Genomic DNA, 14730 nt, shown 5'->3' on the forward strand with positions numbered 1-14730 from the left:
CCCGATTTCTTTTCTCGAAAAGAAATCGGGGAAAGAAAAGAAGGAGAGGGGAACTTCTCGTTCCCCTCTCCACTCCCCTCCAAAAGGGCGGCCTTTTATGGGGCCGCCCCGATTGCCAGGGTACAACGCTTTCCGGATAGGCAGAAAGCCCGGAATTGGCCACGCCATGCTTTGGAAATACCGCCGCAGAAGAATGAAAGCCGGGATGCGTTTTGGGGGAGTCCAGAGGGGGGTATCCCCCCTCTGGGCTTTCTTTCCCACCGTGCAGGCGGCCCGTGCGGCGAGCACAAAAGCCCGGACGGGCACTCTGTCCTCATTACCACTCTTTTTTGAGGTAAATGGCCCGGGACACCCGGTAGGACCCATAGAGGCCCACCACCACCAGCGCGGCAAAGCTCACCACTCCGATGGTCACCGCAGCAGTAGTGTTGAGATTGTCGGGAAGCGAACCCTCCATCAGCCCGGCAGCGCCGATGATCCCCACAAAGATGCAGACGAATACCAGCGTCATGATGACTCTCCCCCGCTCGATGCCGAATTTATAGCACAGCGGCAGGGTAACGGCGGCCATCAGCAGGCCCACGGTCCCGGAGGACAGATTGCCCAGCAGCAGCGCTGCCAAGCTTTCTTTCAGCAGGCCCAGGGCCCACAGCGCCGCCGACAGCACACAGCACAGCAGGACTGCGGCCGCCCAGATGGTGAGGGTACACAGATACCGTCCGGCCACCGCGCCCCGACCTCCGTCCGGAAGCGAACAGGCGTAGCCGTCCCACCGGGTAGCCTGGTCAAAGGAAAAGGCGGTGAGGGGGCACATCAGGGTCACCAAGGCCACCATGGCCGCAATGAGGTTGGTACCCCACACGCCGCTGATGCTCAGAAGAGCATACACCGCTAAAATAAATGCATAGGTCCGCATCTGCTTGCGCAGAACGAAAAGGTCCTTTTTCCAAAAGCCGATCATGCCTGCTCCCCCCTCACGGTAAACACCATAATGTCCTCCAGGTCCACCGGGTCCACCGCCAGCTCGGGATAGAGCCGCTTGAACTCTCCCCGGCGGCGAATCAGGGCCTCACACTGGAACTGGCTCTTCCGTACCCCGGCCAGGAAGGCCGGGTCCACCCGGTCCAGCTCCGCCCGGGTGCAGACCAGGCGGCCAAACTCGGAGAGCAGCACGTCCTTCTCTCCCTGGAGGAGGAGCTTTCCCTTGTGGAGGTAGGCTACATAGTCCGCCGCCTTCTCCAGGTCGCTGGTGATGTGGCTGGAGAGGAGGACCGCCCGCTCCCCGTCGGAAACGAAGTCCATGAGCTTTTCCAGGATGGTATCCCGGGCCACCGGGTCCAGGCCGCTGGTGGCCTCGTCCAGCAGCAGCACCTGGGGATTGCGGGCCAGGGCGGCGGCAATGGACAGCTTCATTTTCATGCCCCGCGAAAACTCCTTCACCGTCTTTTTCTCGGGGAGCTCGAACTCTTTCACCAGGGCGGCGTAGCGCTTTTCGTTCCAGTCCGGGCACACTCCGGCCAGGATCTGCCCCACCATGGCGGCGGTCAGATTCTCGTGGAAGGGGCACTCGTCAAAGACCACCGCCGTGCGGGCCTTGACCTCCCGCTCCTGTTGGAGGTTGTCCAGTCCCATCACCCGGATCTCGCCTCTGTCCCGGCGGATCAGGTTCAGGATGCACTTGATGGTGGTGGACTTGCCCGCCCCGTTCTCGCCGATGAGGCCCAGAATGGTCCCCTTCGGCACCTCCAGGCTCACATCCTCCAGACAGAAGGAACCATAGTCCTTGGTGAGATGTCTGATCTCAATGGCATTATCATAACTCATAATGAATCCTCTCCGTATAGGATCGTCAGGGTCTCTTTCAGCTCTTCCAGGGAGATGGACGCGGTCTGGGCCACCTCCACCGCTGCCGAGAGGTGTTCCTCCACCCGGCGCAGGGCGTCCTCCCGCACCAGCTCCAGGTTCCGGGGGGCCACAAAGCACCCCTTGCCCGGCACGGTGGTGATGAACCCCTCCCGCTCCAGCTCTTCATAGGCCCGCTTGGTGGTGATGACCGAAATGCGCAGGTCCCGCGCCAGCAGGCGCATGGAGGGCAGGGCCTCGCCCTCCTTCAGCTCTCCCCGCAGGATGAGGCCCTTCACCTGGCGGGTGATCTGTTCGTAAATGGGTGTGTCTCCGGTATTGCGGATGATGATCTCCATGGTGCACCTCGTTTTACTGTGTATACTCAGCATGTACAGTATAGACACAGTGAACCCCACTTGTCAAGGGGGTGCGGGAAAAAAGCCGCCGGTGGTTTTTTGCTTTACCATAGTAGGTCGATAATGGTATACTGATGGTACATTTTTCGCCCGGCTCCGGCCGGAGGGTTTTGCAAAGGAGTGGCTGGCATGGGTGGCGAACGGGTGCTGCGGGTACTGCTGGTGGAGGACGATCCGGCGGCCCGCCGGCTGCTGCGGGACCATCTTCTGGGCAGTGAGCTGCCCGTCCAGGTGGAGGAGGCCGAGGACGGCGAGGAGGGCCTGGCCTTGATCGCCGGGCTGGAGCCCGATCTGGTGATCCTGGATCTGGTCATGCCCCGGGTCAGCGGGCTGGGGGTGCTGCTGGCTCTCCAGGAGCGGCCGCCGGAGCAGCGGCCCCGCATCCTGGTGGTCAGCCAAGTCAGCAGTGTGGCCCTGGCCGACCGGGTGCTGGATCTGGGCGCCGACTTTTTCTTTCAGAAGCCGGTGCGCTTGGGGGAACTGCTCACCGCCATCCAGGCCCTTTGTCCCTGCCAGGAGGAGGTCCCCTGTCAGCCTCTGCGCCGGGGTCAGGCCGACCGCCTGCTGGAAGAGATGGGCGCACCGGAGCGGCTCCAGGGCCGCCGGTGGCTGGCGGTGGCGGCAGAGACCATGGCCGCTGCGGGACGCCCCATCCTGCTCAAGGAGGCCTACTATCCCGCCGTACACCTGAGCGCCTCCACCTACGCCGCAGTGGACAAAAACATCCGTGACGTCATCCGGCGCATCCACGACACCGGCTCCCCCGCCTACTACGCGGTCATGGGCGGCGTCCCGGACCGCTGTCCCTCCAACGGCGTCTTTCTCCGGTGCCTGGCCCATGAGCTCCGCCGCCGGGCCGACAGTGCCGGCTGAGCGCCACATTTCCCTTGAAATCCCACCAGAGCGAAGTCTATACTGGGCTTCGGATAACTGGAAAAACATGGATTTTCAAAGGGAAAGGGGCGCGTTATATGGGCGGATGGCACACCAAGAGCAGCAAGGAAGTGCTGCGGGAGCTGGAGAGCGAGGAAAAGCGGGGGCTCTCCCCCGGACAGATCCCCCGGCGGCGGGCCCAATACGGGCCCAATACGCTGGCCAGCCACAAGCCGCCCAGCCTGCCCGCCCGGCTGCTGGCGCAGCTGAAGGACCCCATGGTGTTGGTGCTGCTGGGGGCGGCGGGGCTGTCTCTGGCGGCCAGCGGCGGAAGCGACTGGCTGGACGCGGCCATCATCCTCCTCATCGTGGTGGTCAACGCCTGTATTTCCCTCTCCCAGGAGGACAACGCCCGCCGGGCGCTGGAGGCCCTGCGGCAGCTCTCCGCCCCCCTGGCCCGGGTGGTGCGGGGCGGTGAGGAGCTACGGGTGGAGGCCTCCGAGCTGGTGCCCGGCGACATCGTGGAGCTGGAGGCCGGGGACCTGGTCCCCGCGGACGGGCGGCTTCTGGAGAGCGCCGGGCTGCGCTGTGACGAGAGCGCCCTCACCGGCGAATCCGCCCCCGTGTCCAAGGATGCCGGGGCCATCCTGGCGGTGGATGCCCCCCTGGCGGAGCGGAAAAATCTGGTCCTCTCCTCCACCGTGGTCACCGCCGGGCGGGGCCGCTGCGTGGTGGTGGCCACCGGTATGGATACCGAGGTGGGGCGCATCGCCGGGATGCTGCTGGGGGAAGAGACCAGTGACACCCCCCTCCAGCGCCGGATGGGGGAGGTCTCCCGCACCCTCTCCTTCCTGTGCGTATGCGTGTGCGCGGTGATGTTCGGGGTGGGGCTCCTGTTCCACCGCTCCATGCTGGACATGTTCCTCACGGCGGTCTCTCTGGCGGTGGCCGCCATCCCCGAGGGGCTCCCCGCGGTGGTGACCATCGTGCTGGCCCTGGGAGTGTCCCGGATGGTGCGCCGGGGAGCCATCATCAAGCGCCTCCCCGCCGTGGAGACCCTGGGCTGCGCCGGGGTCATCTGCTCGGACAAGACCGGCACCCTCACCCAGAACCGCATGACGGTCACCCAGGTCTGGACCCCCCGGTCCGATGTGCGGCGGGAGCTCCTTACCGCCGCGGCTCTGTGCACCGACGCCGCCCTGCGCTACGACGCCCACGGCGCGGCGGTGTGCACCGGCGACCCCACCGAGGTGGCCCTGGTAGAGCTGGCCGCCCGGGAGGGATTCGACAAGAACCGCCTGGAGCAGGACTTCCCCCGGCGGGGGGAACTCCCCTTCGACTCCCAGCGCAAGCGGATGAGCACCCTCCACCCCCGGAAGGGCGGCGGCTACCGCCTGGTGGTGAAGGGCGCCCCCGACGTGCTTCTCAGCCGCTGCCGGGTGGACGGCGAGACCCGGCAGGCCGCCCTGGCCGCCAACGCCGCCATGGCCGAGCAGGCCCTGCGGGTGCTGGGAGTGGCCTACCGGGACCTGGAATTTCTCCCCCGGACGCTGGAGCCGGAGACGGTGGAGCGGGACCTCACCTTCCTGGGCCTGCTGGGCATGATGGACCCGCCCCGGCCCCAGGTGCGGGGGGCGGTGGAGCAGTGCTACGCCGCTGGCATCCGTCCGGTGATGATCACCGGCGACCACAAGCTCACCGCCCTGGCGGTGGCCAAGGAGCTGGACATCTTCCGGCCCGGGGACCTGGCCATCACCGGAGAGGACCTGGACTTCATGCCCCAGGAGGTACTGGAACAGGACGTGGAGCGCTTTTCGGTCTACGCCCGGGTGAGCCCCGAGCACAAAATGCGCATCGTCCGGGCCTGGCAGGCCCGGGGCAAGGTGGTGGCCATGACTGGCGACGGAGTCAACGACGCCCCCGCCCTCAAGGCCGCTGACATCGGCTGCGCCATGGGCCGCTCGGGCACCGACGTGGCCAAGGAGGCCGCCGACATGATCCTCACCGACGACGACTTCTCCACCATCGTCCACGCCGTGGAGGAGGGCCGGGGCATTTATGCCAACATCCGCAAGGCCATCCACTACTTACTCTCCTGCAACATCGGGGAGATCCTGGCGGTGTTCCTGGGGACGCTGCTGGACCTGCGCCCGGCCCCCCTGGTGCCGGTGCAGCTCCTGTGGCTCAACCTGGTCACCGACTCCCTCCCCGCTCTGGCCCTGGGGGTGGAGCCGGTGGAGGACGGGGTGATGACCCGCCCGCCCCGCAGCGCCCACGCTCCCCTCTTCTACCGTGCCTTCTCCCTGCGCCTTCTCTGGCAGGGGGCTCTCATCGGCCTGGCCGCTCTGGGGGCCTACACCCTGGGCTGCTCCGCCCTCCTCTCCCCCCTGGGCCGGGAGGCCGGGAGCACCATGGCCTTTGCCACCCTCACCCTGGCCCAGCTCTTCCACGCCTACGACGTGCGCAGCGGGGAGCACACCCTGCTGCGGCTGGGCGTGCTGTCTAACCGCTCCATGAACCGGGCCTTTCTGGCCGGGACCGCCCTCCAGCTGGCGGTGCTGTGTCTGCCGCCCCTTCAGACCGTGTTCCGCACCGTCCCGCTGACCGTGGAGCAGTGGCTGGCGGTGGCGGGGCTGGCGCTGGCTCCGGCCCTGGTGTGCGAGGCGGTGAAGGCAGTCTCGCCCAGGGAAATCACCAGCACTGGGAGGGAAAAAGCCGGGACGGCGGTGCGGTAGGTCTCCGGACGGCCCGGAGGGGGTGCGCTCGCCGCGCGGGCGTCCTACCCGGACAGGGCACCGCTTTCTTTGCAAAGAAAGCGGTGGGAAAGAAAGCTCAGAGGGGGGATACCCCCCTCTGGACTCCCCCAAAGCGCATCCCGGCGTATCTTCTGCTGCGGAGGGATTTTCTTCCCCTGGTGGAACAAAAACCAGGCCTGGTGCCTATGAATAACCTGTTGTACCCCGGCAATTGGGGCGGCCCCCTAAAAGGCCGCCCTTTTGGAGGGGAGTGGAGAGGGGAACGAGAAGTTCCCCTCTCCGCCTTTTCTTTCCCCCATTTCTTTTCGCGAAAAGAAATGGGGCTCCCGCCGAGTAGGCGCGTTCCCTGCGCGGCGAGCGCAAACATACCGGCCTTCCCGGAATCATACCGTCCCAAAATCCGCAATAGCCATTGCAAAATCCCGTAAAGGTGATATGATGGTAATACTTGCTCGCTGGCCCCATGGACGCGGAGTGCCGGCGGCTCACAATGTGTATGGAATAAAGGCGGGACGGATATGCAGATCATCATCGTGGGCTGCGGCAAGGTGGGCCACACCCTGACGGAACAGCTCAGCGCGGAGGGCCACAATGTAGTGGTGGTGGACCTGAACCCCCAGCTCATCCGGGAGGTCACAGACGATCTGGACGTGATGGGCGTGGTGGGCAACGGCGCCAGCGTGAATGTACTGAAAGAGGCGGGCATCGACAAGACCGACCTCATCATCGCGGTCACCGAGTCGGACGAGCTGAACCTGCTGTGCTGCATCATCGGCAAGCGGGCCTCCGGCGGCTGTCTCACCATCGCCCGGGTGCGTGACCCCCTGTACAACAAGGAGATCGGCTTCATCAAGGAGCAGATGGGCATTTCCATGGTCATCAACCCGGAGCTCACCACCGCCATGGAGATCGCGCGGCTGCTACGCTTCCCCTCGGCCATCAAGATCGATACCTTCGCCAAGGGCCGGGCGGAGCTCCTTACCATCAAGCTGCGCAGCTCCTTCGGCCTGGGCGGCCGCACCGTGCAGCAGATCGTAGGGGATCTGCACAGTAAAATCCTCATCTGCGCCGTCGAGCGCGGGAACGACGTGTTCATCCCCAACGGCAGCTTTGTCCTCCAGGACGGGGACAGCGTGTCCATCATGGCCACCCCCCAGGAGGCGGCCTCCTTCTTCCGCAAGATCGGCCTGGGCACCCGCCGGGTGAACAGCACCCTCATCGTGGGCGGCGGCACCATCGCGGTGTATCTGGCCCGGCAACTGCTGGAGATGGGCATCGACGTGCACATCATCGAGGTCAGCCCCGAGCGCTGCCGGGAGCTGTGCGAGGAGCTGCCCCAGGCCACCATCCTCCACGGCAACGGCAGCGACCAGCAGATGCTGCTGGAGGCCGGACTGGAGACCACCGAGTCCTTTGTGGCCATCACCAACATGGACGAGGAAAACCTGCTCCTGGCCCTCTATGCCAAGCAGCACTCCAAGGCCAAGCTGGTGGCCAAGGTCAACCGCATCACCTTCTATGATGTCATCGAGAGCCTGGACCTGGGCAGCGTCATTTATCCCAAATACCTCACCGCCGACTACATCATCCAGTACGTCCGGGCCACCCAGAACTCCATCGGCAGCAACGTGGAGACCCTGTACAACATTCTGGACAGCCGTGCCGAGGCCCTGGAGTTCTATGTCCGCAAGGAGTCGGAGATCACCGCCCACTCCCTGGCGGAGCTGGACCTGAAGAGCAACCTGCTCATCGGCTGCATCAACCGCCGGGGCAAGGTCATCTTCCCCCGCGGCCAGGACCGCATCCAGGTGGGTGACTCGGTCATCGTGGTCACCACCAACAAGGGCTTCCACGACATCCGGGATATTCTGCGCTGATGTCCCGGACCCCGCTTGAGAATACGCAAGGCGATAGGAGAGAGAGTACGACATGAATCGGGAAGCGATTCGCTTTATTCTGGGCTGGATCCTGAACGTGGAGGGGGCCCTGCTGCTCCTGCCCACCCTGGTGGCGGCCATTTACCGGGAGAGCTGCGGCTGGACCTTTGCGGCCACGGTGCTGCTGTGTCTGGCCATCGGCATCCCCTGCACCTGGGGCGGCCTGCGGCAGAAGGTGTTCCATACCCGGGAGGGTCTGGTCATCGTGGCCCTGAGCTGGCTGGTGCTCAGTATCGTGGGCGCCATCCCCTTCGTCCTGAGCGGCGCGATCCCGCACCCGGTGGACGCCCTCTTTGAGACGGTGTCCGGCTTCACCACCACCGGCGCCAGTATCCTCACCGATGTGGAGAGCCTGCCCCGCAGCATCCTCTTCTGGCGCAGCTTCACCCACTGGATCGGCGGCATGGGCATCCTGGTGTTTATCCTGTCCATCCTGCCCCTGTCCGGCGGGTACCACATGCACCTGATGAAGGCTGAGAGCCCCGGCCCCGAGGTCAGCAAGCTGGCCCCCCGGGTCCAGTCCACCGCCAAGATCCTCTACGGCATCTATCTGGTGCTCACGGCGGTGGAGGTGGTCCTGCTCCTGCTGGGGAATATGCCCCTCTTCGACGCCCTGACCACCACCTTCGGCACGGCCGGTACCGGCGGTTTCGGCATCAAAAATGACAGCATCACCAGCTACTCTCCCTATATTCAGTATGTGGTGACCATTTTCATGATCCTCTTCGGGGTCAACTTCAACGCCTATTTCCTCATCCTCATGGGCCGGGCCAAGCAGCTGCGGTATGCCGAAGAGGTCTGGACCTACCTGGGCATCATCGCCGCGTCGGTGGCGGTCATCGCGTTCAACACCTACCGCATCTATCAGAATGTGGAGGAGACCTTCCGCCACGCCGCCTTCCAGGTAGCCTCCATCATCACCACCACCGGCTTTGCCACCACCGACTTCGACCAGTGGCCCCAGCTTTCCCGCACCATCCTGGTGATCCTCATGTTCATCGGCGCCTGCGCCGGCAGCACCGGCGGCGGCATCAAGGTCTCCCGCCTCCTGATTTTGGTCAAGAGCATCCGCATGGAGTTCCACTACTTCCTCCACCCCCGCGAGGTGCGCTGCCTGCGGCTGGAGGGCCACGCGGTGAGCAGTGACACCATCCGCTCGGTGAACGTGTTCCTCATCACCTATATGATGGTCTTTGTGGTCTCCACCCTTCTCGTCAGCCTGGACAATCAGGATCTGGTGACCAATTTCACCGCCGTGGCCGCTACCCTCAACAACATTGGCCCCGGCCTGGCCGCCGTGGGCCCCACCCAGAATTTCAGCCACTTCTCGGTGTTCTCCAAGCTCGTCCTCACCTTCGACATGCTGGCCGGACGGCTGGAGCTCTTCCCGGTGCTGCTGATCTTCTTCCCCCGGACCTGGAAGCGGTTCAGCTAAAAAGAACTTGACTGGACCCGGTCCCGGGTGAGATAATGACTTTCAGCACAGAAACGGAGGAGGGAGAGGCCCTGAACATTCTCGTTGTGGACGGACAGGGCGGCGGCCTGGGCCGCCAGCTGGTGTCCGCTCTGCGCCAGGCCTGTCCCACCGCCCACCTCACCGCGGTGGGCACCAATTCCCTGGCCACTGGCGTCATGCTCAAGGCGGGCGCCCATCAGGCCGCCACCGGCGAGAACGCCGTGGTCGTCGCCTGCCGTCGGGCCGATGTGATCGTGGGCCCGGTGGGCATCGCCATCGCTGACTCCCTGCTGGGGGAGATCACCCCGGCCATGGCCCTGGCGGTCGGCCAGAGTATGGCCAAACGGGTCCTCATCCCGGTCAATCTCTGTGACAATTTCATCGTCGGCGTTCCGGACCAGTCTATGGGAAAGCTGGTGCAGAGCGCCGTGGCCGCGGTAGCGGCTCTGGACCAGCCGGTCTGACGCTCCGACAGGAAGTTGGAGCGGGCGGCACAACGCCGCCCTTCGGTCCCATCCGGCGCGGTTCCCCCATTTCATTGGATGTCAGGAAGGCATCTGTCCCTTGCAGGGGACAGGTGCCTTCTTTTTCGGTCAAAAAGGAGTGCTGTTATGACGCTTTCGGACTTTTTTACCCAAAATCCCCGGGCCGCCGTGGCCTTCTCCGGCGGGGTGGACTCGGCCTTTCTGCTGTGGGCCGCTCGGCACTACGGCTGCGACGTGGGGGCCTACTATGTGAAAACCCCCTTCCAGCCCGCCTTTGAGCTCTCCGACGCCCGGCGGCTCACCGAGGAGCTGGGCATTCCCCTCCATGTAGTGGAGGTGGACGTGCTGGCCGTGCCCGAGGCAGCGGCCAACGGCCCGGAGCGGTGCTACTGCTGCAAGCACGCCCTCTTCTCCGCCCTGTGGGCGGCGGTGAAGGAGGACGGGCACACCCTCCTGCTGGACGGCACCAACGCCTCCGACGACGCCGGGGACCGCCCCGGCATGAAGGCCCTGCGGGAGCTGGAGGTCCGCTCTCCCCTGCGGGAGTGCGGCCTCACCAAGGCGGAGGTGCGCCGCCTCTCCCGGGAGGCGGGGCTCTTCACCTGGGACAAGCCCGCCTATGCGTGCCTGGCCACCCGGGTGCCCACCGGTACCCCCATCACAGCGGCGGATCTCCAGCGGGTGGAGCGGGGGGAAAACGCCCTCTTCCGCCTGGGCTTTCGGAACTTCCGCCTGCGCCTGCTGGGGGATCTGGCCCGGCTCCAGCTCCCGGCGGCGCAGTTTACACGGGCCGTGGAGCTGCACGACACCATCACCGCCGCCCTGGGGGCGGATTTTGCCGGGGTGCTGCTGGACCTGAACCCCCGGGGAGAGGAGTAACACATGGACAGCCGACAGGAGATTTTGAACCTGCTGCGGCAGGTGGCCGGGGGAACGGTCGCCCCGGAGGAGGCGCTGCTCTCCCTGAAAGAAAAGCCCTTTGAGGACCTGGGGTACGCCAAGGTGGACCTCCACCGGGGCGTCCGGCAGGGAGCCGCGGAAGTCATCTACGGCGTGGGCAAAACGGCGGAGCAGATCGCCGGCATCGCCGGGACGATGGGGAGCAAGGGCATTCAGAACATCCTCATCACCCGGCTGGACGGGGAGAAGGCCCGGGCGGTGGAGGGGACGGTGCCTCTGGAGTACCACCCGGAGGCCAACCTGGGCATCGCCTTTCCCGGTCCCCGCAAAGCCCTGGGCCACATCGTGGTGGCCACCGGTGGCACCAGCGACCTCCCCGTGGCGGAGGAGGCCGCCCTCACCGCCGAGGTGCTGGGCAACCGGGTCACCCGGCTCTATGACGTGGGGGTGGCGGGGCTCCACCGGCTTCTGTCCAAGCTGGATGTGCTGATGAGCGCCCGGTGCGTGGTGGCGGTGGCCGGGATGGAGGGGGCTCTGGCCTCGGTCATCGGCGGGCTGGTGGACTGCCCCGTGGTGGCCGTCCCCACCAGCGTGGGCTATGGGGCCAGCTTCGGGGGGCTGTCCGCCCTGCTCTCCATGCTCAACTCCTGCGCCAGCGGGTGCAGCGTGGTCAACATCGACAACGGCTTCGGCGCCGGTTTTCTGGCCAGCCGCATCAATCAGATGGAAGGTCTCGACACAAAGGAGGATTTTTCGTGAAAACCCTATACATCGAATGTGCCATGGGCGCGGCGGGAGACATGCTCCTGGGCGCGCTGTACGAACTGCTGGAGGACAAGGAAGGCTTCCTCCGCACCATGAACGGCCTGGGACTACCCGGGGTCCATCTGGAGGCCGAGCAGGCGGTGACCTGCGGCATCTCCGGCACCCACATGAAGGTGACGGTCCACGGCCTGGAGGAGGACGACCACAACCACGAGCACCCTCATGACCATGAACACGAGCATACCCATGAGCATGAACACCACCACCATGACCACGAACACGGGCATGACCACCACCATGCGCATGAACATGAGCACGAGCACGACCATGCGCACCACCATCACCACCACGCCACGCCGGACCACATCGCCGGTCTCATCGAAGGTCTCGCCCTCCCCACCGAGGTGAAGGCCGCCGCCCGGGGGGTGTACGACGCCATCGCCCAGGCCGAGGCCAAGGCCCACGGCTGTCCGGTGGGTGAGGTCCACTACCACGAGGTGGGGGCCCTGGACGCGGTGGCCGACGTCACCGGTGTGTGCTACGCCCTGTCCCTCCTGAAGCCGGAGAAAATCGTGGTCTCCCCCATCCATGTGGGCTGCGGCACGGTGCGCTGTGCCCACGGTGTGATGCCGGTGCCCGCCCCCGCCACGGCCAACCTCCTCTCCGGCGTGCCCATCTACGGCGGCGAGGTTTTTGGTGAGCTGTGTACCCCCACCGGCGCGGCGCTGCTCACCCACTTTGCCGCGTCCTTCGGCCCCATGCCCGCCATGGCCACGGAAAAGGTGGGTTACGGCGTGGGCAGCCGGGTCTTTGACCGGCCCAACTGCGTGCGGGTCTTTTTGGGAGAGAGCGCGGACGAGAACCAGGGCGAGATCGTGGAGCTGGTGTGCAACATCGACGACATGACCCCCGAGGCCCTGGCCTTCGCTTCTGCCTGCCTTCTGGAGCGGGGTGCTCTGGACGTGTATACCACCCCCGGCACCATGAAGAAGGGCCGCCCCGGCCACGTGCTCACCGTCCTCTGTCCGCCGGAGCGGGAGGAGGATGTGGCCAAAGCCGTCCTCAGCGAGACCACCACCAACGGCCTGCGGGTGCGCCGGTGCGGGAAATACTTCCTTACCCCCGGCGTGGGCGAGGTGGAGACCCCCTGGGGCAAGGTGCGCCTCAAAACTGCCCGGGGCTTTGGTATCACCCACGTCAAACCCGAGCACGAGGACGTGGCCGCTCTGGCCCGAGCCAAGGGCGTCTCCTATCAGCAGGTGTGGGACGCCGCCCGGCTGGCCGCCAAGGAGGGTGTATGAGGCGTTTTCTCCCCCTGCTGCTCCTCTTCGCGCTGCTGACCGCCTGCGGGGCGCCTGACGCTGCCTCCACCCCTGCCCAGACCGGAGCCCGGGACTCGGTGGTGATCGCCATGGGCCCCACCAGCGAGCCGGAGGCCGGTTTTGACCCCGCCTTCGGCTGGGGGTCCGGGGAGCACGTCCACGAGCCCCTCATCCAGTCCACCCTCACCGTCACCAACACCGACCTCACCATCGGCTATGATCTGGCCACCTCCATGGAGGTCAGCGACGACGGCCTCACCTGGACGGTCTCCATCCGGGACGATGTGGTCTTTACTGACGGGGAGCCCCTGACGGCGGAGGACGTGGCCTTCACCTACAACACCGTGAAGGCCACCAGCTCGGTGAACGACTTCACCATGCTGGACCGCGCCGAGGCGGTGGACAGCACCACCGTCCTCTTCCACCTGAACACCCCCTTCTCCATCTGGCCCTACACCATGGCGGTGGTGGGCATCGTGCCGGAGCACGCCTATGACAGCGCCACCTATGGCCAGAACCCCATCGGCTCGGGCCGCTACATCCTCAAGCAGTGGGACAAGGGTCAGCAGGTCATCCTGGAGGCCAACCCCGACTACTACGGCGAGGCCCCCAAGCTGAAGCAGGTGACCATCCTCTTCCTGGAGGAGGACGCGGCCTATCTGGCGGTCCAGGCCGGGCAGGTGGATCTGGCCTACACCTCCGCCACCTACGCCGACGGGGCTCCGGCAGGGTACTCCCTCCTGTCCTGCGAGAGCGTGGACAACCGCGGGATCAATCTGCCCGTCGAGGGAAATCCCGTCACCTCCGATCTGGCGGTGCGCCGGGCCATCAACATTGGCATCGACCGGGAGGAGATGATTCAGAACGTCCTCAACGGCTACGGGACCCCGGCGTACAGCGTGTGCGACAAGCTCCCCTGGTACAATTCCGCCGCCCAGGTGGAGTACGACCCCGAGGGAGCCGTGGCCCTGCTGGAGGAGGCCGGCTGGCTCCCCGGCGAGGACGGCGTGCGTGTGAAGGACGGCGTCCGGGCGGAGCTCAACATTCTCTACGCCACCGGCGACTCGGTGCGCCAGGCCCTGGCCGCCGACCTCTCCAACCAGCTGGCCGAGCTGGGCATTTCCTGCACCATCGAGGGGGTGGGCTGGGATACCGCCTACGACCGTGCCCTCTCTGAGCCCCTGGTGTGGGGCTGGGGCGCCCACACCCCCATGGAGCTCTACAACCTCTACCACACTCAGCCGGACACCGGCTCCGCCCTCTATTCCCCCTACGCCAACGAGACCGTGGACGCCTACATGGACGCCGCCCTCCAGTGCTCCGACCTGGAGGAGTCCTACACCCTCTGGCAGAAGGCCCAGTGGGACGGCACCACCGGCGTCACCCAGGACGGGGACTGCCCCTGGGTGTGGCTGGTGAACGTGAACCACCTCTACTGGGTGCGGGACGGCCTCCAGGTGGCCGATCAGAAGATCCACCCCCATGGGCACGGCTGGTCCATCGTCAACAACGTGGACCAGTGGAGCTGGGGATGATGTTTCATCCCCGGGAGCCGGGAGGATGTGTCCTCGCCGGACGGACCGCCTGCTCGGCGGGAGCACCGCTTTCTTTGCAAAGAAAGCGGTGGGAAAGAAAGCCCAGAGGTGGGATACCCCCCTCTGGACTCCCCCAAAACGCTCCCCGGCTTTCATTCTGCTGCGCCGGTATTTCCAAAGTGCGGCGTGGCCAATTCCAGACTTTCCGCCTATCCGGAAAGCGTTGTACCCTGCTGCTCGGGGCGGCCCCATAAAAGGCCGCCCTTTTGGAGGGGAGTGGAGAGGGGAACGAGAAGTTCCCCTCTCCGCCTTTTCTTTCCCCGGTTTCTTTTCCGCGAAAAGAAATCGGGCCCCCGCTGGGTAAGCGGCCCGCCCGGCGAGGGCAATTGTTCCGGTCTCCCCGGAGCTGAACCGAATCCCAAACCGAAAGAAGGAATCCC

Annotated in this window: 12 protein-coding genes; 9 read left to right on the top strand and 3 right to left on the bottom strand. The window is 65.6% G+C overall.

Annotated elements, in window-relative coordinates; genetic code table 11:
• Positions 1 to 316: 316 nt before the first annotated feature.
• From B5G43_RS13700 to B5G43_RS13710, 3 genes are read right to left on the bottom strand one after another with little or no spacing between them, the layout of a single operon-like run.
• Positions 317 to 961 carry an ABC-2 transporter permease gene (locus B5G43_RS13700; protein WP_087262329.1) on the bottom strand — a complete coding sequence of 215 codons (645 nt, stop codon included), beginning with the start codon at positions 959 to 961 and terminating at the stop codon, positions 317 to 319.
• Positions 958 to 1824, bottom strand: coding sequence for an ABC transporter ATP-binding protein (locus tag B5G43_RS13705; protein WP_087262331.1), 867 nt, complete (start codon positions 1822 to 1824; stop codon positions 958 to 960). The genes B5G43_RS13700 and B5G43_RS13705 overlap by 4 nt, the downstream gene beginning before the upstream one ends.
• Entirely contained in the window at positions 1821 to 2201 is a 381-nt protein-coding gene (locus tag B5G43_RS13710) for a GntR family transcriptional regulator (RefSeq protein ID WP_087262334.1), read from the bottom strand. The genes B5G43_RS13705 and B5G43_RS13710 overlap by 4 nt, the downstream gene beginning before the upstream one ends.
• Positions 2202 to 2390: 189 nt before the next feature.
• Here B5G43_RS13710 and B5G43_RS13715 point away from each other — a divergent pair, with 189 nt between their 5' ends.
• From B5G43_RS13715 to B5G43_RS13755, 9 genes are all read left to right on the top strand, one after another.
• Positions 2391 to 3134 carry a response regulator gene (locus tag B5G43_RS13715; RefSeq protein ID WP_087262336.1) on the top strand — a complete coding sequence of 248 codons (744 nt, stop codon included), beginning with the start codon at positions 2391 to 2393 and terminating at the stop codon, positions 3132 to 3134.
• A gap of 98 nt (positions 3135 to 3232) precedes the next feature.
• A complete protein-coding gene (locus tag B5G43_RS13720; protein WP_087262338.1) occupies positions 3233 to 5869 on the top strand; it encodes a calcium-translocating P-type ATPase, PMCA-type in 2637 nt (878 codons plus the stop codon).
• A 539-nt stretch (positions 5870 to 6408) separates the two neighbouring features.
• Positions 6409 to 7767 (top strand): Trk system potassium transporter TrkA, encoded by a 1359-nt coding sequence (gene trkA, locus B5G43_RS13725; protein WP_087262340.1) that lies wholly within the window; start codon positions 6409 to 6411, stop codon positions 7765 to 7767.
• Positions 7768 to 7819: 52 nt separating this feature from the next.
• Positions 7820 to 9262: a TrkH family potassium uptake protein gene (locus B5G43_RS13730; RefSeq protein WP_087262342.1), complete on the top strand. Its 1443-nt coding sequence runs from the start codon at positions 7820 to 7822 to the stop codon at positions 9260 to 9262.
• 35 nt (positions 9263 to 9297) lie between these two features.
• Complete coding sequence (locus B5G43_RS13735) at positions 9298 to 9747, top strand: DUF3842 family protein (RefSeq protein WP_343214425.1); 450 nt, start codon at positions 9298 to 9300, stop codon at positions 9745 to 9747.
• Between the two features lie 147 nt (positions 9748 to 9894).
• Positions 9895 to 10647 carry an ATP-dependent sacrificial sulfur transferase LarE gene (gene larE / locus B5G43_RS13740; protein WP_087262344.1) on the top strand — a complete coding sequence of 251 codons (753 nt, stop codon included), beginning with the start codon at positions 9895 to 9897 and terminating at the stop codon, positions 10645 to 10647.
• 3 nt (positions 10648 to 10650) lie between these two features.
• The gene (gene larB / locus B5G43_RS13745; protein WP_087262346.1) at positions 10651 to 11427 is read left to right on the top strand and encodes a nickel pincer cofactor biosynthesis protein LarB; all 777 of its coding nucleotides are present in this window, start codon (positions 10651 to 10653) and stop codon (positions 11425 to 11427) included.
• Complete coding sequence (larC, locus tag B5G43_RS13750) at positions 11424 to 12734, top strand: nickel pincer cofactor biosynthesis protein LarC (protein ID WP_087262348.1); 1311 nt, start codon at positions 11424 to 11426, stop codon at positions 12732 to 12734. The genes larB and larC overlap by 4 nt, the downstream gene beginning before the upstream one ends.
• Positions 12731 to 14290 carry an ABC transporter substrate-binding protein gene (locus B5G43_RS13755; RefSeq protein ID WP_087262350.1) on the top strand — a complete coding sequence of 520 codons (1560 nt, stop codon included), beginning with the start codon at positions 12731 to 12733 and terminating at the stop codon, positions 14288 to 14290. Before larC ends, B5G43_RS13755 begins: the two co-directional genes overlap by 4 nt.
• Positions 14291 to 14730 lie beyond the last annotated feature (440 nt).

The sequence above is a fragment of the Flavonifractor sp. An92 genome, assembly GCF_002159175.1.
Taxonomy (GTDB): Bacteria; Bacillota; Clostridia; order Oscillospirales; family Oscillospiraceae; genus Pseudoflavonifractor_A.

Excerpts from the sequence above, each read along its gene's own strand:
- B5G43_RS13720 (WP_087262338.1), top strand. The coding sequence starts at position 3,233 with ATGGGCGGATGGCACACCAAGAGCAGCAAGGAAGTGCTGCGGGAGCTG.
- B5G43_RS13730 (WP_087262342.1), top strand. The coding sequence starts at position 7,820 with ATGAATCGGGAAGCGATTCGCTTTATTCTGGGCTGGATCCTGAACGTG.
- B5G43_RS13700 (WP_087262329.1), bottom strand. The coding sequence starts at position 961 with ATGATCGGCTTTTGGAAAAAGGACCTTTTCGTTCTGCGCAAGCAGATG.
- larE (WP_087262344.1), top strand. The coding sequence starts at position 9,895 with ATGACGCTTTCGGACTTTTTTACCCAAAATCCCCGGGCCGCCGTGGCC.
- larB (WP_087262346.1), top strand. The coding sequence starts at position 10,651 with ATGGACAGCCGACAGGAGATTTTGAACCTGCTGCGGCAGGTGGCCGGG.
- trkA (WP_087262340.1), top strand. The coding sequence starts at position 6,409 with ATGCAGATCATCATCGTGGGCTGCGGCAAGGTGGGCCACACCCTGACG.
- B5G43_RS13755 (WP_087262350.1), top strand. The coding sequence starts at position 12,731 with ATGAGGCGTTTTCTCCCCCTGCTGCTCCTCTTCGCGCTGCTGACCGCC.
- B5G43_RS13705 (WP_087262331.1), bottom strand. The coding sequence starts at position 1,824 with ATGAGTTATGATAATGCCATTGAGATCAGACATCTCACCAAGGACTAT.
- B5G43_RS13715 (WP_087262336.1), top strand. The coding sequence starts at position 2,391 with ATGGGTGGCGAACGGGTGCTGCGGGTACTGCTGGTGGAGGACGATCCG.
- B5G43_RS13710 (WP_087262334.1), bottom strand. The coding sequence starts at position 2,201 with ATGGAGATCATCATCCGCAATACCGGAGACACACCCATTTACGAACAG.
- B5G43_RS13735 (WP_343214425.1), top strand. The coding sequence starts at position 9,298 with ATGACTTTCAGCACAGAAACGGAGGAGGGAGAGGCCCTGAACATTCTC.